The sequence below is a fragment of the Ruminococcus sp. genome (assembly GCF_016283395.1).
Genome location: NZ_JAEEMU010000040.1, coordinates 82,686 through 103,756, shown reverse-complemented (window position 1 = coordinate 103,756; position 21,071 = coordinate 82,686). Strand labels below are relative to the sequence as shown.

The window sequence follows — 21,071 nt, the reverse complement described above, 5'->3', positions numbered from 1 at the left end:
TTTCCCGTTAACAAACCACGGAAAAAGTGATAAAATACAGTTATCTTAAATAAACACCATAAACGGAGGTATACAATAATGGCAACAGCAGTAATCACAGGCGCATCACAGGGCATAGGTGCCTGTATCGCAAAAAGACTTGCAAAGGATGGCTTTGATGTAGTTATAAATCATTATCCAAGCGACAGTGACAAGGAAAAGGCACTTGCAGTTGCTGAGGAGTGCCGTTCATTCGGCGTAAAGGCTGAGTGCTATGCGGCTGACGTATCAAAGTTCGACCAGTGCGAGGCTATGGTAAAGCAGATAAAGGCTGATTTCGGCACTATAGACGCACTTGTAAATAACGCAGGCATAACAAAGGATAAGCTCCTTGCAAGAATGAGCGAGGACGAATACGATGCAGTCATCGCAGTAAACCAGAAGAGCGTTTTCAATATGACAAAGAACGTAACAGCAGTTATGATGAAGCAGAGACACGGAAAGATAGTAAATGTGGCTTCTGTTGCAGGACTCTACGGAAATCCGGGACAGATGAATTACTCTGCATCAAAGGCAGCTATCATAGGTATGACAAAGACAACAGCCAAGGAGTTCGGTTCGCGCAATATCACCTGTAACGCAGTAGCTCCTGGATTTATACATACTCCTATGACAGATGTGCTTTCCGAGGAGTTAAAGGCTAAGATGATCGAAGCCATTGCTCTCAGACGTTACGGCGAGCCCGAGGAGATAGCTTCCGTTGTATCCTTCCTTGTATCTGAAAACGCTTCTTACGTTACAGGTCAGGTCATAGAGATATCTGGCGGACTTGCTATGTAAGACCTATAATATTCGCAGTATGGAGCGCAGGCTCTGATCACACTAAGTTATACAGAGGTTTAAGAAAGGAATAAGTATGAGCAGAAGAGTAGTTATCACAGGAATGGGAGCAGTTACTCCACTTGGAACAGGAGTTAATAAATTCTGGGAGGGCATAAAGGCAAACAAGCTTGGCATCTCCTTTATAGATATGTTTGAAACAGAGCGCATAGGCGTTAAGATAGCAGGTATGGTACGCGATTTCGATGAAGAGCAGTACTACGATGTGGCAGGCTGCTTCGACAAGAAAGAAGCAAAGCGTATGGACCTCTTTACAAAGTATGCAGTAGTTGCTGCACACGAGGCTCTTACAGATGCAGGAACAGACTTCAAGGACATGGACCCCTACAGAGTGGGCGTACTTGTTGGTTCTGGCATCGGCGGTGTAGACCTTACACTTACAGAGCATAACAAGTATCTCGAAAAAGGTCCGGGAAGAATGTCAGCATTCTATATCCCGATGATGATAAGCAATATGGCAGCAGGCACTATCTCAATGAAAACAGGCTTCAGAGGAGCTAATTTCGATGTAACTACAGCCTGCGCATCAGGTACACATTCTATCGGTGAAGCATTCAGAAAGATAAAGGACGGCTACCTTGACGCTTGTCTTGCAGGCGGTACAGAGTCCACAAGAGTAGAGTTCACATTCGGCGGCTTTGCCAATATGAAGGCTCTCACAAAGAGTGAGGACCTCACAAGAGCTTCCATACCTTTCGACAAGGAGCGCAGCGGCTTCGTTCTCGGCGAGGGAAGCGCAGTACTGGTGCTTGAAGAATACGAACACGCAAAGGCAAGAGGAGCTAAGATATACGCAGAGGTGGCAGGCTACGGAGCTACCTGCGACGGCTACCACATGACATCACCTATGCCCAGCGGTGAAGCCGCAGGCAAGGGCATGAGCCTTGCAATGGAGGAAGCAGGACTTACTCCTGCTGATATAGATTACATAAACGCACACGGCACATCAACAGGTCTTAACGACAAGTATGAGACAGCCGCTATAAAGCTTGCTTTCGGCGACGAGGCAAAGAACGTGAAGATAAGCTCCACAAAGTCAATGATAGGACATCTTCTCGGAGCAGCAGGTGCGGTTGAGGCTGTAGTCTGCGCAAAGAGCATCGAGGAAGGCTTTATCCACGCAACAGTCGGCTATAAGGTGCCTGACGAGGAATGCGACCTTGATTACTGCGGAAACGGTAATATCAAGCAGGAGGTAAATGCCGTACTTTCAAATTCACTTGGATTTGGCGGACACAATGCTACCCTCTGCTTCAAGAAGGTAAAAGATTGAGGAGGACATTAAATGGAGAAAATTTACGGTCAGTTTGACCTTGAAACAATAGAAAAACTGGCAGACATAATCAATAAGAAAGAGCTCTCGGAGCTTACTATATCAAGCGGTGAGAACACTATCACTATCAAGGGCAAGAAGAGCGTTCCCGCAATGCCTGTGCCTATGATAGCATCTGCACCTGCACAGTCAGCACCGTCCGTTGACAGCACACTTGCTGCAAGCGAGGCTTCAATGGCTGAGGAGGTAAGCGGAAAGATAGTTAAATCGCCTATCGTTGGAACATTCTACTCATCACCTTCACCTGACAAGCCGCCTTTTGTAAAAACAGGCGACGAGGTAAAGAAGGGCGACGTTATCATGATAATCGAGTCAATGAAGCTCATGAACGAGATACAGTCGGAGTATGACGGCGTTGTAGAGCAGATACTCGTATCAGACGGTCAGGCAGTAGAATTCGACCAGCCTATAATGGTCATAAAGTAATGGAATACAAGTACATCACTCAGGAAGTAATAGATTCGGGCGGAAGAAATATAACTTCACCCGAAATGTTCGCCGAAGCGCGTCTTTATAATATCGAAGCGATGAAAAACAACGTCAGGCGCCGGCGTGTCCATGCATTATTCAATACATGGATAATTGTCCAGTATGTACTGCTTATCCACATGATGTTCGGGCTCATTACGATGTTTGGAAATGATGTTGTTCCGGGCTGGCGCATAGCTTTGGCTGCACTGGGATTTTTAGGATATGTGATACTTGTTACGTATTTTGTATTTATACAGAACTGTCGTGAACGGTATGTCTTGTGTCTTGTGTCACTTCCTGCATCTTTGGTATCGTTTGTGTTCCTGATATTCCCCGTGGCGAATTTCGGAATGGCATGGTACTATAACAACAATGAGAACAAGCTTTCAAAGGAGCTTGGCTATCCCTCGTTCCCGAGGCTGCTTATTACTACTGTAAACAGCGATGCTGACAGCATAACCAATCTCACTTACGACAGCATACGCGAAAAGGCTAACAGAGACCACCCACACGACGGTACTTTCCTTTGATATTATGGAACTGAAATATATAACACAGGACAATATAGACGAGTCTCATATCAACATCACCTCCGCTGAGATGTATACCGAATTCAAGGAATACAATCAGCGTATGCTGGATATGCAGAAGAAACGCTGGAGATTTCTGCGTGATTTCTGGGGGCTGTGGCTGATGAACGTCATACTTCTTCCCATAGGAGTGATGTCTGCTGCGGCATGGAAGGGCTCGCTGATATACATGGCGAGCGGAATGTTCTTTCCATGTGTGATGCTTGCTGTAATATATATATTCCTGCTGGTGTACTTTATAGGTATACGCAAGATGTACAGCTGGAAGGCAGGTCTTGCCATAAGCTGCATACTTATCCCCGTGACGGTTTCTTTTATAGCTCTTGCAGCTGCCAACGCCGTTATTATCTATTTTATGGAGAAGGAAGACAGCAGTATCAGAGACGAGATCGGATATCCCCATTTCACACAGCTTGTAGGCTCGTTCAAGAGCTTCGTCAAGGACGGCGAGGTCTACGGAGTAGGTGAAGGCGTTGTGTACGGAGCAGGACTACAGTCTGAAAGCGCGGAACAAGTCCCTGAAGATCCATTCGCAAAGTACAGGATAAGACCCGAGGACGATATGGGGATGCTTGCGGATAACGATATAAATAAGGAGTAAACAAAATGGCTGATATACTTATGAATAAAGAACAGATAATGGAAATAATCCCTCACCGCGATCCGTTCCTTCTCATAGATGAGATAGTTGAACTGGAAGTAGGCGTGAAGGTACACGCAAGAAAGTACATCAAGGAAGAGGATTTCTGGTTCAAGGGGCACTTCCCTGGATATCCTGTTACCCCTGGCGTACTTATGATAGAGATGCTTGCTCAGGCAGGAGCTGTATGTATGCTCTCAAAGCCTGAATTCAAGGGCAAGGTAGGTCTTTTCGGAGGCATCGACAAGGCAAAGTTCCGCAGACAGGTAGTTCCGGGGGACGTACTTGACCTTGAGGTCGAGATGATACGCCAGCGCGGACCTGTGGGAACAGGTAAGGCTCTTGCATCGGTAGGCGGCGAAAAGGCTGTATCATGCGAGATAACATTTATTGTTGCGGATAATAAATAAGTGACACAGGAGATAAGGATAAATGTTCAGAAAAGTACTTATCGCCAACAGAGGCGAGATAGCTGTACGAATAATAAGAGCCTGCAGAGAGCTTAATATACGCTGTGTAGCAGTTTATTCCACTGCTGACCGCAATTCTCTCCATGCTCAGATAGCAGACGAGGCAGTATGTATAGGACCTGCCGCAACAAAGGACAGCTACCTTAATATGAACGCTATCGTACAGGCGGCATTGAATACGGGTGCAGATGCTATCCACCCGGGCTTCGGATTTCTTTCGGAGAATGCAGAGTTTGCAAAGCTCTGTGAAGCAAACGGAATAGTTTTCATCGGTCCGTCATATAAGTCTATAGAAATGCTTGGCGACAAGGCAGCTGCAAAGGAGACTATGGCAGCAGCAGGTGTACCTGTTATCCCCGGTTCAAAGGGAGCTGTAAAGTCTCTTGAGGAAGCCCGTGAGATAGCCGATAAGGCAGACTATCCCGTACTTGTAAAGGCTTCGGCAGGCGGCGGCGGACGCGGTATACGCCGTGTTGACAGCGCAGATGAGCTTGAAGCTCAGATGACAGCCGCACAGCAGGAGGCTAAGAACTTCTTCGGTGATGACGCGGTTTATATCGAGAAATTCCTTATAAATCCACATCACGTTGAGATACAGATAATCGCCGACAAGCACGGCAATTATATCCACCTCTGCGAGCGCGACTGCTCTATGCAGCGACGCAACCAGAAGATGATAGAGGAGTGCCCCAGCCCTATAGTTGACGCGGAGCTCCGTGCAAAAATGGGCGCAGCAGCAGTTACTGCGGCTAAGGAGTGCGGCTACTACAATGCAGGTACTATCGAGTTTCTCGTTGACGAGAACCATGACTTCTACTTCATGGAGATGAATACCCGTATACAGGTGGAACACCCGATAACAGAGGAAGTTACAGGCTTTGATATAGTAAAGGCACAGATAGAGATAGCAGACGGCAAGCCTCTTGAAGTAAAGCAGGAGGATATAGTGATGCGCGGTCACGCTATCGAGTGCAGAATAAACGCAGAAGACCCTTCTCACGGCTTCAGACCGTCACCGGGAACTATCACGGCGCTTTATATGCCCGGCGGTCCCGGAATAAGAATAGACGGAGCCGTATATCAGGGCTATACCATAACACCTTTCTACGATTCCATGATAAGCAAGCTCATCGCTCACGGCTCTGACCGCGAGGACGCTATCAACAAGATGAGGTGGGCACTTTCAGAGTTCATCGTGGAGGGCGTGGATACAAATATAGATTTTCAGCTTGAAATGATAAGGAACGCTGATTTCAAGGCAGGAAAGTATGATATCGGCTTCCTTGGAAGGTATATGGACGAAAAGAAGAACTAAAAGTGAATGGGGAGAAAATAATTGTTTGAAGATTTTTTTAATGTTGTAAAGAAACGCTTCAATGACGGTGAGGAAGAATACAAACCGCCTATGTTCAAATGCCCGCGCTGTCAGGATACGAGTCCTCTGTCGAAGTACGAGGAGCTTCACAGAGTATGCCCTAAGTGTAATTATCACGGAAGGCTGTCATCTACCGAGCGTATCGCCATAACAGTCGACAAGGGCAGCTTCAAGGAGCTCAACGGCGGCATGAAAAGCGCAAATCCGCTGGATTTCCCTGATTATTCCGAAAAGCAGGCAGAGCTTCGTTCGACTACAGGCCTCAGCGAGGCAGTTATTACAGGTACGGCAACTATCAAGGGCTCACCTGTAGTTATCGGCGTAATGGACTCACGCTTTATGATGGGTTCTATGGGAAGCGTCGTAGGCGAAAAGATAACACGCGCCTTTGAGTATGCAACAGAGAATAAGCTCCCTGTTGTAATGTTCACGGCTTCGGGCGGAGCACGTATGCAGGAGGGTATCGTATCTCTCATGCAGATGGCTAAGACATCAGGAGCTGTAAAGCTCCACAGCGAGGCAGGCGGACTTTATATATCCGTAATGACAGACCCTACAACAGGCGGCGTTACAGCCAGCTTTGCGTCACTTGGCGATATAATCATCGCAGAGCCGAAGGTACTTATCGGATTTGCAGGCAGAAGAGTTATCGAGGGAACTATCAAGCAGAGACTTCCCGAGGACTTCCAGCTTGCCGAATTCATGTTCGACAAGGGCTTTGTGGATATGATAGTTGAGCGCAGAAAGATGAGGAGCGTACTCTCACATCTTCTGAAGCTCCACGGATTTTACCCTAAGGAGGCGTGAGCATGGAAGAAAAGAGAACAGCGTGGGAACGCCTTCAGCTCATTCATACCAAGGGCAGACCTACGATAAAGGACTATATACCACAGGTATTCACAGACTGGTACGAAATGCACGGCGACCGTCTTTTCGGCGATGACAGAGCTATCATCGGCGGACTTGCAAGACTTGACGGTGAGCCTGTTACCATAATCGCAGAGGTAAAGGGCAGGGATATCAACGAGAATAAAGCCTGCAACTTTGCAATGCCGCACCCCGAGGGCTACAGAAAGGCACTCAGGATAGCTCGTCAGGCAGAAAAATTCCACAGACCTGTTATATGCTTCATAGATACTCCTGGTGCATTCTGCGGAGTTGCAGCCGAGGAGCGCGGACAGGGTGAAGCTATCGCAAAGAATATCGCAGAGTTTATGACTCTCCGCACACCTATAATATCAATAGTACTCGGCGAAGGCGGAAGCGGCGGCGCACTTGCTCTCGGCGTATGCGATGAGCTTGCAATGCTCGAGAACGCAGAATACTCCGTATTATCGCCCCGCGGCTTTGCAAGTATACTCTGGAAGGACGCTTCACGCGAGCAGGAAGCAAGCGAGATAATGAAGATAACCGCAGAGGATATGGTGCGTTTAGGGGTTGCCGAAGCCATAATCGAAGAGCCTCTCGGAGGCGCACATAACGATTTAGACAAAATTTCAGAAAATATACACGAATATTTGTCACAGAAAATCCCTGAAAAATGTAAAAAAGATATTGACGTTTTGCTTAAAGAACGCTATACTAAATTTAGAAAAATCGGAGCGTTCATTGAATGAACCGATTTTGATGAAAAATAAAGAAAAAATGGAGGACCTTGTAATGATTTTTGAAAAACTCAAAGATATTATTGCAGAACAGCTCAGCGTAGAGGCAGATGAGGTTAGCCTTGATTCAAATATCCAGGACGATCTCGGCGCAGATTCACTCGACGTTGTTGATCTTATCACAACTATCGAGGACGAATTTGACATCTCTATCCCTGATGAGGCTGTAGAAGAGATCAAGACTGTAGGAGACATCGTAAACTACATTGAAAAGAATACAGACGCTGAGTAATAAGCGTATATTCCCCCGACTTTAAGTCGGGGGATTTTTTCGTTGCGGCATTGTAAAAAGTATGGTAATATAAAAGAAGAAAATTTTTTGAGATTTTGCAGCATTTTCATTTTTCACTGCGAATGTTGTTTATGAAAGGTCGATCTTTAATATATAGTTAAGGAGGGATGAACATGACAGGGAACGAGCTGAAAGAGCTTCTCGATACTTCCCCTGCTGAATGTCACAGACAGCTGATGAAAGAGTACGGCAGATATGTTTATGCCATAGTATTCAATAAGCTCAGGAGCTGCGGCACTAAGGAAGATATAGAGGAGTGCTTCTGTGATGTGTTCACGGATATATTCATAAAGTTCGAGTATAACGAAAAATACGTAAACGATATCAAGGGATACATCGGAACTGTGGCTAAACACAACGCCATAGACCGTTTCAGAAGACTTTCCGCTGCAAACAGCCATAAAGTATATACAGATGAAGAGGATATGGCAGAGCTTGTTTCTGATTTCAGCGTTGACGAGCGCGTTGACAGTTCGGAACTCCGCAGGATCCTTCTTCAGAAGATAAAGGAACTCGGCGAACCTGACACCACTATACTGATACAGAAATTCTACTATAACCGCAAATCATCGGAGATAGCAAAAACAGTATCAATGACGGCATCGTCCGTCCGCTCGCGATGTACGAGAGCAATGGAAAAGCTTCGCGTCAAGCTTGCCGAAGTCGGTATCACAAAGTAAAGGAGGAGCAGCTGTGAAAAAAATAGATCTGTTTGATACATTTGAAAATGCAGAGGACGAGCTTATGGAAGATTTTACGGATATGAGCCCGAAGATCGACGATGAGCAGTTTGAAAAGCTGCTCGCAGTGAGCGAAAGGAACTACAAAATGAAAAAGGAAGAAATAGAAAGGACAAAGAAAGATAACAATATAGATCACGATACGGATTCAGTCAGCGGAGTTGAACGCGTAAAGAGACCTGTGTGGCTCACACCTCTCATAACAGCAGCTTCACTGGTTCTCGTTACAGGAGCTGTCATCGGCAGCGTTTTACTTTTGAACAAAAACGGCAGCCTTTCCAACGGAGGAGGAATCACTCCGGCGGTAACAGCTGTCACAACAGACAAGATGAGCACAGAAACAACAACGGTAAAGGTTGCAGTGACTACAGCTGCCAGGAAGACACAGCCTGCAAAGACAACAGTAAAAACCACAGCAAAGCCAGTAACTACATCTTCAAATGCTGCTGCAATGCAGACACAGACCACTGAAAAGACTACAGCCAAGCCGCAGACTACAACAACTGCTGCACAAAAAACAGACAGCGGCAGACTTGATGAAGCCGCAGCAGCAGAAGGAACTGCTTTCAAGAGGGGCGTTTCAAACGGAAATGTTTATACATCTGAGTTTGCGGGCTTTAAGTTCACAGCTCCAACAGGAACATCTTTCCTTAATGAAGATGACCTCTACACCCATTATGTTATGCCTACAAGATTTATGACTGAGGAAGAAAGAAATGTTTATTTCACAAGCATTGATGATGCTGTCGTAACATACGCCAATGCAGAAGGCGGAATGGATGTAAGTTTTATCAATACAAAACTCAGATATCCTGATACACCAAATATATCTGAGAAAAGTTATCTGAACGACTATATTGAAAACGGTCTTACCGATACTGTTTATTCATATGTAAGCGGCCCTGACTTGGTAACACTCGGCGGCAAGGACTATTATATGATAAGGATTGAGGACGACGGCTACTTCCAAAATATATATGTAAGAAGGATAGACGAAAACTTTATCATAAAAATCTCTGCAAGCGGAAGTGCGATCGCTGACGAGAATGATTTTGCAAAAAGATTTGAAGCAGTATGATAAAAATAATGGGGCGGATAATATCCGCCCCGCAGCTTGTCAAAAAAGTCCAGCCGAAAGCTGGACTTTTTCAAGTATTCATGGTAGTTAAAGGAGGAGGGGCTGACTGCGATGAATGGTGTGAGCATTTCAGTAAGAGGCGGTTCGGTAACGAGCTATTACGGTGGTCAGACATTTGATTATCCTTATTTTGGTATTATTGTTTGACAGTTTGTATTTGTAAATCAGTTTACTTCTATTCCGGCAAGTCCAAGCCCCGACTTTACAGTCGGGGCTTTTTGCCTGTTTCACAAAAATCATATCGCTGAATGTTAAAAATTCCACTTGCAATTGATTATTTAAAGTGGTATAATATAGGTTGTAGGATTTTTCACAAACAAGCCAAGAGGATATTTATGAAGAATATTAAGATAATCACAGGTCACTACGGAAGCGGAAAGACCAATTTCTCGGTAAATCTTGCGGTTAAAGCCGCAGCTGAGGGCAAAACTGCTGCCATAGTCGATCTTGACATAGTAAATCCTTATTTCCGAACAGCGGATTTCCGCGATCTTTTCGAGGAAAAGGGCATAAGGCTCATCGCTCCCGATTTTGCAAGGAGCAATCTCGATATCCCGTCGATACAGTTTGATGTAGTTGAGCTTGCTATGGACGAGGACTGCCTTATAATAGACGTAGGCGGCGACGACGCAGGTGCTGTTGCACTTGGACGCTATGCCGATGATCTTGAGCAGTTCAAGGACAGTATCGAGATGTATTACGTCATAAATCAGCGCAGATACCTTACCAATACAGCGGAAGAGGTAACAAAGCTGATGTATGAGATAGAGGCGGCTGCACGTATGAAGCATACCGCTATCATCAACAATACCAATCTCGGATGCGAGACAAGTCTTGAGATAATAGAACAGTCACGAAGCTTTGCTGAAGAGACTTCAAGGCTCACAGGACTTCCCGTGAAGTATACGGTATATCCCGAGGACATCGCCAAGCTTTCAGACAAGCCCGATGTTTTTTCGGCTAAGATATATGTAAAGCCCGTCTGGGGCTGATCTTTAAAACGCATAATTCATAATGCATAATGCATAATTGTTGGAATATGTTCGGAAATGCCGATCAGTTCACAAGACGCATAAATTATGAATTATGAATTGTGAATTATGAATTGATTGAAAGGAGCGAAAGGTGTATGGAAAAAATGACAGTAATAACTGAACGCTGCAAAGGCTGCGGACTGTGTACAGCTGCCTGTCCTAAGAAGATCGTTGTTCTTCAGAAGGAGCACCGTAACAAGAAGGGCTATTTCTATGCAGAGTGTACCGACCAGTCAGCTTGCATAAGCTGTGCAATGTGCGCAACAATGTGTCCTGACTGTGCTATCGTTATTCAAAAATAATCTATATTCGTTGAAAGGAGCTGTTTAGCTTTGGAAAGAAATCTTATGAAGGGTAACGAGGCACTGGCAGAGGCTGCTATCAGAGCAGGCTGTAAATGCTTCTTCGGCTACCCGATCACTCCTCAGACAGAGCTTGCCGCTTATATGGCAAAGCGTATGCATAAGGCAGGCGGCGTATTCTTACAGGCAGAGTCCGAGATCGCTGCTATCAACATGGTTCTCGGCGCAGCATCAACAGGTGTTCGTGCAATGACATCATCATCTTCACCCGGAATTTCGCTCAAGAGTGAAGGTGTATCATATATCGCAGGTTCAGATCTTCCTGCTGTAATCATCAACGTAGAGAGAGGCGGCCCTGGTCTCGGCGGTATCCAGCCATCACAGGCTGACTACTGGCAGGCTACAAAGGCTCTCGGTCACGGCGACTTCCAGCTTCTCGTATATGCTCCTGCATCAGTACAGGAAATGGTAGACTACGTTGTAAAGGCTTTCGACCGTGCTGACAAGTACCGTATGCCTGCAATGATCCTTGCAGACGGACTTCTCGGACAGATGATGGAGCCTGTTACATTCCCAGAGATCAACCCCGAAGCTTACGACAAGAGCAGCTGGGCTGCAAACGGACATAAGATGAAGAGAGAGCATCACATCATCAACTCACTCTATCTTAAGCCTGACGAGCTTGAAAATTCTATCCTTGACCGTTACAAGAGATACGAGATAATCAAGGAGACAGAGACAGAAGCAGAGCTTTACCTCACAGAGGACTGTGATATACTCGTATGCGCATTCGGTGCAACAGCAAGAGTTGCAAAGTCTGCTGTAAACGATGCAAGAGCACAGGGCATCAAGGCTGGTCTCTTCCGTCCTAAGACACTGTGGCCATTCCCTGTAAAGGAGATAAACGAGGCTGCTAAGAACGCTAAGAAGCTTCTCAGCGTAGAAATGTCAATGGGACAGATGATAGAGGATATCAAGCTTGCTATCAACTGCTCAAAGCCTGTAGAGTTCTTCGGAAGAACAGGCGGCGTAATCCCTTCACCTGCTGAGGTGCTGGGCGAGATCAAGAGAATGGGAGGTGCTCTCTGATGGCTGTAGTATTTGAAAGACCAAAGTCACTTATCGACATTCCTACACATTACTGCCCTGGCTGTACACATGGTATAGTTCACAGAATACTCTGTGAAGTCATCGACGAAATGGGCATCGAGGGCGATACTATCGGAGTATGTCCTGTTGGCTGCTCTGTAATGGCATATGATTATTTTAACTGTGATATGATCGAGGCTGCACACGGACGTGCTCCTGCTGTAGCTACAGGCGTAAAGCGTACAAATCCTGATAAGTTCGTATTTACATATCAGGGCGACGGCGACCTTGCTGCTATCGGTACTGCTGAGACAGTTCACGTTGCAACAAGAGGCGAGAACATCGTCGTTATCTTCATCAACAACACTATCTACGGAATGACAGGCGGTCAGATGGCTCCTACAACACTTCCTGGACAGATAACACAGACAACACCTTTCGGAAGAAGCCCTGAGCTTGCAGGCTATCCTGTAAAGGTATGTGAGATGCTCTCAACACTTACAGGTACAGCATATGCTGAGCGTGTTGCAGTTGACAGCGTACCACACATCAAGGCTGCAAAGAAGGCTATCCGCAAGGCATTCGAGAACCAGAAGGCAGGAAAGGGCTTCTCTATCGTAGAGGTACTTTCAACTTGTCCTACAAACTGGGGACTTGCTCCTCTTGACGCTATCAAGAGACTTCAGGACGAAATGATCCCATACTATCCTCTCGGCGTATACAAGGACGTTGAAGAGGGAGTATTCCCAAAGACAGAAGGAGGTAACGAGTAATGGCTACTACAGAGATCCTTCTTGCAGGCTTCGGCGGACAGGGTATCCTTTTCGCAGGAAAGATACTTGCATACTGCGGACTTATGGACAATAAGGAGCTTTCATGGCTCCCTTCATACGGTCCTGAGATGAGAGGCGGTACTTGTAACTGTTCAGTTACTATCTCCGATGATCCTATCGGTTCACCACTCGTACTCACACCACATCTCCTCATCGCTATGAACCAGCCTTCATTCGACAAGTTTGTAAGCTGTGTACGCCCAGGCGGTAAGGTATTCTTCGACAGCACAATGATCGAGCCTGATACAGACAGAACAGACATCGAGCTTCACGGTATCCCGTCACAGCAGATGGCTGATGATAACGAGCTCAAGGGCGGTTCAAACATTATCCTTCTCGGCAAGCTCCTCAAGGAGACAAATATCTGCTCACTTGAGACAATGCAGAAGGCTATTGAAAAGGTAGTTCCGCCTAAAAAGGCAGCACTTATCCCTAACAACTTCAAGGCTATCGAACTTGGTATGAACGCATAATTCAAAAGGCTATCGGTTTAACCGATAGCCTTTTTTAGCCATTAGCCATTAGCCGTTAGCCTGTAGGGGCGAGTCCTGCTCGCCCGAGAGAATAGCCGTAAAAATGCAGGGACGACCATTGGTCGTCCGAGCCTATGATGCAAATAATATGAATATATTGTAGGGGCTGCCTTTGGCAGTCCGCACCTTGCTCACAGCGAAACATGGAAATGCAGCGAGTCACCCTCGGCGTTACGCATTGCTTAGTAAAAGAACCCGAAAGCAATTGTACTTTCGGGTTTTTGTGCATATTCATGCAGCACTTTATCTGTGATGAACACCGCCGCCGTGGCTTCCGCCGTGGAATCCGCCGCCACCGCCGCCGCGTGAACCGCCGCCGCCGCGTGAACCGCCGCCGCCGCTGCTGGTCTCGATCTTATGTTTTGTCACGTATGAGCGGATAAGCGTATCCGACCTTTCCGTGAAATTGACATCGTTGTTAGCCAGATATACGCTCGGATTTGTCTTGGACTTGAATTTGTAATTGCTCTTTGCAACAAAGTAGGTGATTATACCAACAAGACCGCCTATAGCCAGACATACAAGCAATATGTACATCCAGAGCAGGAATGGCTTTTTGTCAGTTATCATGAGCTCGCCGTCTTTGTAGTAGATATATCTGCCTGTATTCTTGTCGTGATAATAAGAAAAGGAAGAAGGTCTGTATTCCGAGTAGTAGCTCAGCTGAGACAGGAAAGAATTTACAGCATCGTATATATCCTGTTCGTGTATCGCCTGACCTGAAGAAGGCAGGTAATTGTCGAGGTGATCGAAGATCTCGTTCTTGTTTTTCTCGTAAAGCAGGAGAGCCTTTCCAGCAGTAGAGATACAGTCTCTTGCAGGGGAATTGCCTGAGAGGTCGATATAATAGAGTATGCCGTCGGTATCATTTCCGAAGGTCATGTCATAGGTGTCATTGCAGAAGCTCTGAACCGCGTCATCGCTGTAAAAAGCATTGCCGCCTATGTATATGAGGATATTCATTTCAAGGTCTTTGGCGTATGTTTGTATCTTTTCTTCGAGAGCTTTTTTGTTCTCATTTGAAAACAGTCCCGAACCGCCGTATTCATTGTCTACGAGCTTTGAAGCTCTCCAGTTGCCGTCCCAGCCCTGATAATCGTTGTTTGAAGCGTGAGCATCGAGCATCGTAAAAGGCAGCAGACACATACAGATCACGCAGGCAGCTATAAGAGAAAAAAGTCTTTTCATCATAGGATAGCACCTCCTATAGCAGTAAGTATACCTGCCACCGCAAGTCCGAGACCTGCGCAGAAGAGGGCAAGTTTTCCTTTTGAAAGAGGCGGAGTACCTGCAAGTTTTCCAGTCTGACCGTTTATTGCAAATTCGTAGATCTTGCCATTGTATTTGTAGGATAAGAACCATACGGGCAGCATGGTATAATGCCAGTCTGTATTTGTTATGTTGTACTGCTGAACAGACGGGATAACGGAAGCATAGCCGCTTATGGTGCTGTTTATGAGTGAAGTGCAGGCCTGCGTTGAGCGCACACGTATACGCGGGAACACCGCAGCCTTATCCACATCGTATTTATCTGCATAGAAACCGCTGAGGTAGGACATTGAAAAGTCCTTGAGCTCGCGGTAATCAAAAGGCTCGATAGCCTCCATGAGGAGATCCTCTATCTTAGTCTCACCGTCGGCAGGTATGCCCTTTGTGACCAGTTTTCCCTGACGAACTATGCGGTATTCCTTAGTCTCCGTATATCTGTAGCTTCCCGAGGTCCAGCTGCGCACCTGCTTGCCGATAGCGCGATAGTCCGCATTTACATGGCAGTCAGCCAGCCAGAACGGTACATAAAGACCTGTGAGCTTTTCTATCTGCTGCACTGATTTGAAGTCTGAGGGTACGAACCAGCGTTTGCCTACCCATTTTTTGAAGCTTGCTATGGCATTTTCCTTTGTGAGCTTGAAGCCGATGACCTTATCGGGCTTGAATTCGCCGCCCATTTTACCCGAAAGGATAACAGGATTATGGCAGTAATAGCAGAAGAGAGCAGTCTGCTCGCTGTCAGCCATTATCTCCGCACCGCAGCTCTTGCAGCGGTAAAGATGAGTGTTATTTTCAAAATCCTCTTTCAGCTGAACAGCCTCTGGAGGGATACTGTTTTCTGTATTTGCACAGATCTGTTTTATCTCATCGACAGTGAAAGAACTGAGACAGTATTCACAGTCGAGCTTCTGAGTCTGAGGGTTAAATTTCAGGTCCGCGTTACAATTGGGACATTTGTATTCTACAGCTTCCAAATGATCATCTCCTTTATCCGAAACGGTCAGTGACCGATAAATATATTTTACCATAATATGTGTCGTTTTTCAAGAGAAAAGGGTGAAAAATGATGACAAAATAAATATTTTAGTTTGTAAACACAAATAACATTTTGTAGAGCCTTGACAAAATTCTTAAAATCCAATATAATTATAATATCTATATTTGTTACTAATAATCGCAAAAAGAAAGGGATGACGATACATGAGATACAAATTTTCAGAACTTACTCCGGAAATAGTCCGCCTTGCAGATATGTCACTTGACGGCTACAGGATAGACCCCGAGTTATACACTCAGTATGATGTAAAACGCGGTCTCCGTGACATAAACGGCAATGGTGTAGTAGCAGGACTTACAAATATAAGTACGATAAAAGTCCTTGATATGGGCGACGGTATGCCAAATCACGGCGACGGAAAATTATACTACAGAGGAATAGATGTAGAAGATATAGTAGAAGGATTTATAAAAGAAAAGCGTTTTGGCTTTGAAGAGACCGTGTATCTTCTCCTTTTCGGAAAAATGCCCTCAGAGACAGAGCTTGCAGAGTTTAAGAAGATACTTGCGGAATTCCGTGAGCTGCCGTCTAATTTTATGAGAGATGTCATAATGAAAGCTCCTACGGACAACATGATGAATACTCTTGCAAAGAGCGTTCTCGCACTGTATTCCTACGATAACAGGGCTAACGATATATCTATACCAAACGTACTGAGACAGAGCATAGAGCTTATAACTCTTTTCCCTGTCATATCAGTTTACGCTTATCACGCATATAAATACGCAAGGCTTGGCGGAAGCCTGTTCATACACAGCCCTCAGCCCGAGCTTTCCATAGCTGAGAATCTGTTGTATATGCTCCGTGAAGACAGAAAGTATACCGAACTTGAAGCCCGTATACTCGACCTTGCGCTTGTGCTCCACGCAGAGCATGGCGGCGGAAACAACTCCACATTTACCGTTCATGTTGTATCATCATCGGGTACTGATACCTATTCCGCAATAGCTGCTGCACTTGGTTCGCTGAAAGGACCTAAGCACGGCGGCGCGAATATTAAGGTAGCTATGATGTTGGATGATATGAAGCAGAATGTCAAGGACTGGACAGACGAGGAGGAGATAAAGGTCTATCTCCGCAAGCTTCTCCATAAGGAAGCCTTTGACCATGCAGGACTTATCTACGGTATGGGACACGCTGTCTACTCACAGTCAGACCCGAGAGCAAAGGTGTTCAAGGGCTTTGTAGAAAAGCTCAGCTCGGAAAAGGGCAGACACGAAGAGTTTGCACTGTATTCACTGGTAGAGCGTCTTGCGCCCGAGGTAATAGCAGAGGAACGCCGCATATATAAGGGAGTCTGTGCAAATGTGGACTTCTACAGCGGCTTTGTATACAGAATGTTAGGCATACCCGACGAGTTGTTCACACCTCTTTTTGCAACGGCAAGAATATCGGGCTGGTCTGCACACAGAATAGAAGAGCTCATCAACTCCAACAAGATAATACGTCCCGCATATAAAGCTATATCACCTATGCGCGAGTATACCGACATGGAGAACCGCATAGACTGACTAAGTATATGAAGAAAAGGCATCTTTTAAGATTTTTCCTTATGGGCTATTTCATACCACTGTCAATATTTCTGATATTTGACCTTATTGATATACTCCTTGAGGAATACGGGGTCATTGGGCTGGTCGTGCTTGAAGGCATAGCACTTTTTATACTTCCCATAATAATGCTTGGCAAGGAAAAGAATACTCCAAAAGGCACAGCCCTGAAGCGTTCTTCGGTAATGTTCCTGTGCGGATATGCAGCAGCTACTTTGACCGCACTGATAATACAGATGATAATTGAGGATATAGATCTTGCCGACAAGCTGTTTCCGGGGGGATTTTTGCGCGGGATAGGATTTGCGCTGGTATGTATGGTACTGGTGGGCGGATTTATCTGGGCAGTTATCTTCCGCGTAGCAGCTGCGATAGTTCACTGGGCACGAAGGAACAAAAACGATAAATGATGAGGATATGCCGTTTATATCGACGGCTTTCGATAAAACATAAAAAAGGAATGTGATTAAAAATGGCAAACACAGCAGAATTATTTGAATGGAAGGGAACTACCTGCGTAAAACTCAGTGCAGGCGGTTATGAAGCATGGGTGGCTAATGAGATAGGCTCAAACGTTATACGTCTCCGCGACAATGCAAACGGACTGGAATTTTTCCGTTTCAGCGATGACAATACAGCCGATACTATAAAGCAGTCCGCAGAGGTATGGGGACTCCCTACACTTTACCTGCCTAACCGTTTCGCAGACGGTATACTCAAAACATCTGACGCAGTATATCATCTTCCCGTAAACGAAAAAGCTCCTTATAACAATCATATTCACGGTTTTATCCACAGAAGGAAGCATGAGGTCGTTGAATACAAGGCTGACGACAACTGTGCATGGGTAAAGACTCGTTATGTATACGATGAAAAGGACGAGTTTTTCCAGTATCTTCCTGTAAGATTTACAGCCGAGTACACATTCACACTGTCTGCACAGGGACTTGAGCAGAATATCCGCTTTATAAATACAGACGGAGAAAAGGTACTTCCTATGTCTCTGGCTTCACATACAGCTATCAGCTCGCCGTTCGTTGACGGCGGAAAGGAAGAGGATATCCGCCTTACAGTGCCGATAGGCAAGAGATGCGAGCTCAATGAACGCTGTCTGCCGACAGAGCAGATGAAAGCTCCCACAATGCACGATCTTGAGTACAAGAACGGTGTAAAGAAGCCCGTATTGCAGGTAGTCGACAACGAGATGTATTTCGGCGAGTATATCGACATTGACGGCGATAAGTTCCACGGCGTTATCGCAGAGGATATCGCAAGCGGCAAGAAGCTCTGCTACGAGGTATCCGAGGAGTACGGCTTCTGGATAATCTGGAACGACCGCGGCTTCAATCATTATTTCTGTCCAGAGCCGATGACAGCAATGATAGATGCTCCGAACCTGAGCCTGCCTGCTGATGTAACAGGCTACCGCGAGGTAAAGCCCGGCGATACATTCGAGACACACGAAAGATTTTTCACAAAGTTATGATAAAAAGCGGACTTTATGTCCGCTTTTTTTAGTGATTAGTGGATAGTGCTTAGTGGTTGGCAGGGCGGCTGAACGCCGCCCGTGTTCGACAAGATATTGAACATGAACCCACTGTAGGGGCTGCCTTTGGCAGTACGTTTGACACATAACTGTTATGTGCGCGGTAATGATTGTAGGGGACGGCGTCCTCGACGTCCCACAAATTGATAAGGCACGGGCGCGCGGAACGCGCCCCTACAAGGGATGCTATTCGGCGTTCCTTTCTAATAACTAATCACTATTCCATGTTACAAATGCATCACATCGTACTAAAAATCCGCCCCTTAATTGTATATTCTTCCAAAAGTGATAAATTTATCACTTTTTCTATTGACAACCGTATATACGAGTGATATAATTATCACAGAAAGTGACAAACACATCACACCAAGGAGGAATTACTATGAACACTAAAACTAACAAAAAGAAAATCGTTACACTCAGAACCACACATATAGCAACCGTCATCGCAGCAGTTGTCATTATAGCGGGCGGACTTATACTCGGCGGCTGGTCAGAGTGGATAATGTGGGTATGTATCGCATTCACGCTGATATGTGACGGACAGTCCGAGAAAGAGGACGAGCTTGTAAAGGAAAACATGGCAAAGGCGACAAAATTCTCATTCTGGGCACTCATAGGCGCACTTGTATATTTCGGACTTAAAGCCCGTTATCACGCTATATCCGCAACAGCGTTCCTTGTTGTGATATTAGGAGCTGTCGCACTCAGAAGTCTGCTTTTCCTTATATTTGATATGACACCTAAAGCAGCAGAGGAAGAATAAAAAGGGAAAATTAATATGAAAAAAAGAGTATTGAGCCAGAAAGCGCAGGCTGTATCAGAATTCGTATCGTCTCTGGTGATGATAATAATGTTTATCTGCGGAATGCTTGAAAAGATATACCACACGAGAGTATTTCATTATATTATCAACGTGCTGTCTCCGCTTGTTATCGTCGTAATAGTTTTACTTTGCGTTATGTCAGCGAAGTACAAAAAGCAGCCAAGTGATGAGCTTTCCCGTGAACTTATGCTGAAAGCCACAGATATCGCAGTAAAAGTTGAGCTTTGCGCAGCAGTGCTTGTCGGCATTTTCATGCATTTGCACGGAAATCACAGGCATTTTGAATATTACAGCATCGAGGGCAGTGATGTGTGTATGTTTGCTGTCTTTTTGTGCGGAGTATTTTTTGCAGCAAAGAATATTGTTTTTCTCTGGCTGGACAGAACACCAAAGGCTGAGGAGGAAGAATGATATGAAAAAGAATAATTACCGCAACTCCCATATAATCACTATCATAGTTACATTAGGTGTAATGCTGGCTTATTTTGCGTGTGATTTTTTCCCGAATAAAAAGTGGGTCACAATTGTTATAGCTTTAGCTGATATAACCCTTGTGGGCAAGTTTGGCGGACCATATGAAAAGAAAGATGAACTTACAAGGCTAAACCTCGGCAGGGCTAACGGGATAACTCTTATTGCTGTCATAGCTGCCTTGTTTGTGCTAAGCATTGTTGGTCAGAATTCCGCAAACAAAGCGCTGTTTGCAGGCGATGTATATGTATTTGCTGCGCTGTCTGCAATACTATTGAGAAGTATTCTGTTCCTGTTCTTTGACAGAACACCAAAGGCTGAGGAGGAATAATAATGAAAAACAAGAATAATAAATTTTCGTACTATAATTTTCATACTATCGTAATGGTCATAGCACTCACACCGATAATCCTGTATGTATTCAGTTATATAAAGGGCAAGGCATACGGTGACAAGCTTTCGATACTCATAGGCATGGCGTTGTTTGCGGCAGTGCAGCTTTTCGTACAGTCACGCTTCTACAAGCTGGAGAAAAAGGACGAAATGGTTCAGTATAACCTTGCAAGAGCCAACAAGATTACGCTTTTCCTTGTGCTTACAGTGCTGTTTGCAGCAGTTTTTGCAAACGACTACCTATACAAAGGACTAATATGCTCGGATTTCTGCTGGATAACAGTCATGGGAGCAATAGCACTCAGAAGCTTTCTGTTTACGTGCTTTGACGCACCGTCTGCAAAAGATATGGAGGAAGATGATGTCCGAGCTAAAAACAAAACTTAAAGAATATCGTGCAAAGCACGACATGAAGCAGGGAGAGCTTGCAGACCTTGTGGGAGTCCGCCGCGAGACCATAATCCGACTTGAAAAGGGACTGTACAATCCGTCCCTGAAGCTTGCAATGGATATTGCGAAAGTATTCGGCACAACAGTCGAGGAACTCTTTTCCTTTGAGGAATGAGCGTAAGGCAA

Annotated in this window: 27 protein-coding genes; 25 read left to right on the top strand and 2 right to left on the bottom strand. The window is 45.4% G+C overall.

From position 1 onward, the window contains the following. Positions 1-78 precede the first annotated feature (78 nt). From fabG to QZZ41_RS08660, 17 genes are all read left to right on the top strand, one after another. On the top strand, positions 79-819 hold the full coding sequence (fabG, locus tag QZZ41_RS08740) for a 3-oxoacyl-[acyl-carrier-protein] reductase (protein ID WP_295070537.1): 741 nt from the start codon (positions 79-81) through the stop codon (positions 817-819). 76 nt (positions 820-895) lie between these two features. Then, the gene (gene fabF / locus QZZ41_RS08735; RefSeq protein ID WP_295070534.1) at positions 896-2,152 is read left to right on the top strand and encodes a beta-ketoacyl-ACP synthase II; all 1,257 of its coding nucleotides are present in this window, start codon (positions 896-898) and stop codon (positions 2,150-2,152) included. Between the two features lie 12 nt (positions 2,153-2,164). Next, positions 2,165-2,638 carry an acetyl-CoA carboxylase biotin carboxyl carrier protein gene (accB, locus tag QZZ41_RS08730; RefSeq protein WP_295070531.1) on the top strand — a complete coding sequence of 158 codons (474 nt, stop codon included), beginning with the start codon at positions 2,165-2,167 and terminating at the stop codon, positions 2,636-2,638. Then, the gene (locus tag QZZ41_RS08725) at positions 2,638-3,213 is read left to right on the top strand and encodes a hypothetical protein (RefSeq protein WP_295070528.1); all 576 of its coding nucleotides are present in this window, start codon (positions 2,638-2,640) and stop codon (positions 3,211-3,213) included. The genes accB and QZZ41_RS08725 overlap by 1 nt, the downstream gene beginning before the upstream one ends. Before the next feature lie 4 nt (positions 3,214-3,217). Then, positions 3,218-3,874: a hypothetical protein gene (locus QZZ41_RS08720; RefSeq protein ID WP_295070525.1), complete on the top strand. Its 657-nt coding sequence runs from the start codon at positions 3,218-3,220 to the stop codon at positions 3,872-3,874. A 5-nt stretch (positions 3,875-3,879) separates the two neighbouring features. Then, positions 3,880-4,323 (top strand): 3-hydroxyacyl-ACP dehydratase FabZ, encoded by a 444-nt coding sequence (fabZ, locus tag QZZ41_RS08715; protein WP_072951004.1) that lies wholly within the window; start codon positions 3,880-3,882, stop codon positions 4,321-4,323. Positions 4,324-4,345: 22 nt separating this feature from the next. Next, entirely contained in the window at positions 4,346-5,698 is a 1,353-nt protein-coding gene (gene accC, locus QZZ41_RS08710) for an acetyl-CoA carboxylase biotin carboxylase subunit (RefSeq protein WP_295070522.1), read from the top strand. Between the two features lie 21 nt (positions 5,699-5,719). Further along, positions 5,720-6,565, top strand: coding sequence for an acetyl-CoA carboxylase, carboxyltransferase subunit beta (gene accD, locus QZZ41_RS08705; RefSeq protein ID WP_295070519.1), 846 nt, complete (start codon positions 5,720-5,722; stop codon positions 6,563-6,565). A gap of 2 nt (positions 6,566-6,567) precedes the next feature. Further along, entirely contained in the window at positions 6,568-7,374 is an 807-nt protein-coding gene (locus tag QZZ41_RS08700) for an acetyl-CoA carboxylase carboxyltransferase subunit alpha (protein ID WP_295070516.1), read from the top strand. Positions 7,375-7,417: 43 nt separating this feature from the next. Continuing rightward, complete coding sequence (gene acpP, locus QZZ41_RS08695; protein WP_072950997.1) at positions 7,418-7,654, top strand: acyl carrier protein; 237 nt, start codon at positions 7,418-7,420, stop codon at positions 7,652-7,654. A 173-nt stretch (positions 7,655-7,827) separates the two neighbouring features. Next, positions 7,828-8,394, top strand: a complete 567-nt coding sequence (locus tag QZZ41_RS08690) for a sigma-70 family RNA polymerase sigma factor (RefSeq protein WP_295070512.1) — start codon at positions 7,828-7,830, stop codon at positions 8,392-8,394. Between the two features lie 13 nt (positions 8,395-8,407). Beyond that, the gene (locus QZZ41_RS08685) at positions 8,408-9,532 is read left to right on the top strand and encodes a hypothetical protein (RefSeq protein ID WP_295070509.1); all 1,125 of its coding nucleotides are present in this window, start codon (positions 8,408-8,410) and stop codon (positions 9,530-9,532) included. 395 nt (positions 9,533-9,927) lie between these two features. After that, positions 9,928-10,584, top strand: a complete 657-nt coding sequence (locus QZZ41_RS08680; protein WP_074718128.1) for a cobalamin biosynthesis protein CobQ — start codon at positions 9,928-9,930, stop codon at positions 10,582-10,584. A 137-nt stretch (positions 10,585-10,721) separates the two neighbouring features. After that, positions 10,722-10,928 (top strand): 4Fe-4S dicluster domain-containing protein, encoded by a 207-nt coding sequence (locus QZZ41_RS08675; protein WP_019680241.1) that lies wholly within the window; start codon positions 10,722-10,724, stop codon positions 10,926-10,928. A 45-nt stretch (positions 10,929-10,973) separates the two neighbouring features. Further along, positions 10,974-12,017 carry a 3-methyl-2-oxobutanoate dehydrogenase subunit VorB gene (locus tag QZZ41_RS08670; RefSeq protein ID WP_295070633.1) on the top strand — a complete coding sequence of 348 codons (1,044 nt, stop codon included), beginning with the start codon at positions 10,974-10,976 and terminating at the stop codon, positions 12,015-12,017. After that, positions 12,017-12,790, top strand: coding sequence for a thiamine pyrophosphate-dependent enzyme (locus QZZ41_RS08665; protein ID WP_028517154.1), 774 nt, complete (start codon positions 12,017-12,019; stop codon positions 12,788-12,790). The genes QZZ41_RS08670 and QZZ41_RS08665 overlap by 1 nt, the downstream gene beginning before the upstream one ends. Then, positions 12,790-13,323 (top strand): 2-oxoacid:acceptor oxidoreductase family protein, encoded by a 534-nt coding sequence (locus tag QZZ41_RS08660; RefSeq protein ID WP_028517155.1) that lies wholly within the window; start codon positions 12,790-12,792, stop codon positions 13,321-13,323. Before QZZ41_RS08665 ends, QZZ41_RS08660 begins: the two co-directional genes overlap by 1 nt. A gap of 303 nt (positions 13,324-13,626) precedes the next feature. Here QZZ41_RS08660 and QZZ41_RS08655 read toward each other — a convergent pair whose 3' ends face one another. After that, the gene (locus tag QZZ41_RS08655) at positions 13,627-14,574 is read right to left on the bottom strand and encodes a hypothetical protein (RefSeq protein ID WP_295070503.1); all 948 of its coding nucleotides are present in this window, start codon (positions 14,572-14,574) and stop codon (positions 13,627-13,629) included. Further along, positions 14,571-15,626, bottom strand: coding sequence for a hypothetical protein (locus QZZ41_RS08650; protein ID WP_295070500.1), 1,056 nt, complete (start codon positions 15,624-15,626; stop codon positions 14,571-14,573). Before QZZ41_RS08650 ends, QZZ41_RS08655 begins: the two co-directional genes overlap by 4 nt. A 226-nt stretch (positions 15,627-15,852) precedes the next feature. Between QZZ41_RS08650 and QZZ41_RS08645 the strand changes: the two genes are divergently transcribed. The 8 genes from QZZ41_RS08645 to QZZ41_RS08610 all read left to right on the top strand — a co-directional run bounded on the left by QZZ41_RS08645 (position 15,853) and on the right by QZZ41_RS08610 (position 21,060). Next, positions 15,853-17,220 carry a citrate/2-methylcitrate synthase gene (locus tag QZZ41_RS08645; RefSeq protein ID WP_074718122.1) on the top strand — a complete coding sequence of 456 codons (1,368 nt, stop codon included), beginning with the start codon at positions 15,853-15,855 and terminating at the stop codon, positions 17,218-17,220. A gap of 41 nt (positions 17,221-17,261) precedes the next feature. Then, entirely contained in the window at positions 17,262-17,669 is a 408-nt protein-coding gene (locus QZZ41_RS08640) for a hypothetical protein (protein WP_295070496.1), read from the top strand. A gap of 62 nt (positions 17,670-17,731) precedes the next feature. Further along, positions 17,732-18,745 (top strand): aldose 1-epimerase, encoded by a 1,014-nt coding sequence (locus tag QZZ41_RS08635; protein ID WP_295070493.1) that lies wholly within the window; start codon positions 17,732-17,734, stop codon positions 18,743-18,745. A 442-nt stretch (positions 18,746-19,187) separates the two neighbouring features. Further along, on the top strand, positions 19,188-19,571 hold the full coding sequence (locus QZZ41_RS08630) for a hypothetical protein (protein ID WP_295070490.1): 384 nt from the start codon (positions 19,188-19,190) through the stop codon (positions 19,569-19,571). 15 nt (positions 19,572-19,586) lie between these two features. Next, on the top strand, positions 19,587-20,042 hold the full coding sequence (locus QZZ41_RS08625) for a hypothetical protein (RefSeq protein WP_295070487.1): 456 nt from the start codon (positions 19,587-19,589) through the stop codon (positions 20,040-20,042). Between the two features lies 1 nt (position 20,043). Next, the gene (locus QZZ41_RS08620) at positions 20,044-20,433 is read left to right on the top strand and encodes a hypothetical protein (protein ID WP_295070484.1); all 390 of its coding nucleotides are present in this window, start codon (positions 20,044-20,046) and stop codon (positions 20,431-20,433) included. Positions 20,434-20,435: 2 nt separating this feature from the next. Further along, positions 20,436-20,882, top strand: coding sequence for a hypothetical protein (locus QZZ41_RS08615; RefSeq protein WP_295070481.1), 447 nt, complete (start codon positions 20,436-20,438; stop codon positions 20,880-20,882). After that, positions 20,857-21,060 (top strand): helix-turn-helix transcriptional regulator, encoded by a 204-nt coding sequence (locus tag QZZ41_RS08610; protein WP_295070479.1) that lies wholly within the window; start codon positions 20,857-20,859, stop codon positions 21,058-21,060. Before QZZ41_RS08615 ends, QZZ41_RS08610 begins: the two co-directional genes overlap by 26 nt. The last annotated feature ends 11 nt before the right edge of the window (positions 21,061-21,071 follow it).

Excerpts from the sequence above, each read along its gene's own strand:
- fabG (WP_295070537.1), top strand. The coding sequence starts at position 79 with ATGGCAACAGCAGTAATCACAGGCGCATCACAGGGCATAGGTGCCTGT.
- fabF (WP_295070534.1), top strand. The coding sequence starts at position 896 with ATGAGCAGAAGAGTAGTTATCACAGGAATGGGAGCAGTTACTCCACTT.
- accB (WP_295070531.1), top strand. The coding sequence starts at position 2,165 with ATGGAGAAAATTTACGGTCAGTTTGACCTTGAAACAATAGAAAAACTG.
- QZZ41_RS08725 (WP_295070528.1), top strand. The coding sequence starts at position 2,638 with ATGGAATACAAGTACATCACTCAGGAAGTAATAGATTCGGGCGGAAGA.
- QZZ41_RS08720 (WP_295070525.1), top strand. The coding sequence starts at position 3,218 with ATGGAACTGAAATATATAACACAGGACAATATAGACGAGTCTCATATC.
- fabZ (WP_072951004.1), top strand. The coding sequence starts at position 3,880 with ATGGCTGATATACTTATGAATAAAGAACAGATAATGGAAATAATCCCT.
- accC (WP_295070522.1), top strand. The coding sequence starts at position 4,346 with ATGTTCAGAAAAGTACTTATCGCCAACAGAGGCGAGATAGCTGTACGA.
- QZZ41_RS08700 (WP_295070516.1), top strand. The coding sequence starts at position 6,568 with ATGGAAGAAAAGAGAACAGCGTGGGAACGCCTTCAGCTCATTCATACC.
- acpP (WP_072950997.1), top strand. The coding sequence starts at position 7,418 with ATGATTTTTGAAAAACTCAAAGATATTATTGCAGAACAGCTCAGCGTA.
- QZZ41_RS08690 (WP_295070512.1), top strand. The coding sequence starts at position 7,828 with ATGACAGGGAACGAGCTGAAAGAGCTTCTCGATACTTCCCCTGCTGAA.
- QZZ41_RS08680 (WP_074718128.1), top strand. The coding sequence starts at position 9,928 with ATGAAGAATATTAAGATAATCACAGGTCACTACGGAAGCGGAAAGACC.
- QZZ41_RS08675 (WP_019680241.1), top strand. The coding sequence starts at position 10,722 with ATGGAAAAAATGACAGTAATAACTGAACGCTGCAAAGGCTGCGGACTG.
- QZZ41_RS08670 (WP_295070633.1), top strand. The coding sequence starts at position 10,974 with ATGAAGGGTAACGAGGCACTGGCAGAGGCTGCTATCAGAGCAGGCTGT.
- QZZ41_RS08665 (WP_028517154.1), top strand. The coding sequence starts at position 12,017 with ATGGCTGTAGTATTTGAAAGACCAAAGTCACTTATCGACATTCCTACA.
- QZZ41_RS08660 (WP_028517155.1), top strand. The coding sequence starts at position 12,790 with ATGGCTACTACAGAGATCCTTCTTGCAGGCTTCGGCGGACAGGGTATC.
- QZZ41_RS08655 (WP_295070503.1), bottom strand. The coding sequence starts at position 14,574 with ATGATGAAAAGACTTTTTTCTCTTATAGCTGCCTGCGTGATCTGTATG.
- QZZ41_RS08645 (WP_074718122.1), top strand. The coding sequence starts at position 15,853 with ATGAGATACAAATTTTCAGAACTTACTCCGGAAATAGTCCGCCTTGCA.
- QZZ41_RS08640 (WP_295070496.1), top strand. The coding sequence starts at position 17,262 with ATGGGCTATTTCATACCACTGTCAATATTTCTGATATTTGACCTTATT.
- QZZ41_RS08635 (WP_295070493.1), top strand. The coding sequence starts at position 17,732 with ATGGCAAACACAGCAGAATTATTTGAATGGAAGGGAACTACCTGCGTA.
- QZZ41_RS08630 (WP_295070490.1), top strand. The coding sequence starts at position 19,188 with ATGAACACTAAAACTAACAAAAAGAAAATCGTTACACTCAGAACCACA.
- QZZ41_RS08625 (WP_295070487.1), top strand. The coding sequence starts at position 19,587 with ATGAAAAAAAGAGTATTGAGCCAGAAAGCGCAGGCTGTATCAGAATTC.
- QZZ41_RS08620 (WP_295070484.1), top strand. The coding sequence starts at position 20,044 with ATGAAAAAGAATAATTACCGCAACTCCCATATAATCACTATCATAGTT.
- QZZ41_RS08615 (WP_295070481.1), top strand. The coding sequence starts at position 20,436 with ATGAAAAACAAGAATAATAAATTTTCGTACTATAATTTTCATACTATC.
- QZZ41_RS08610 (WP_295070479.1), top strand. The coding sequence starts at position 20,857 with ATGTCCGAGCTAAAAACAAAACTTAAAGAATATCGTGCAAAGCACGAC.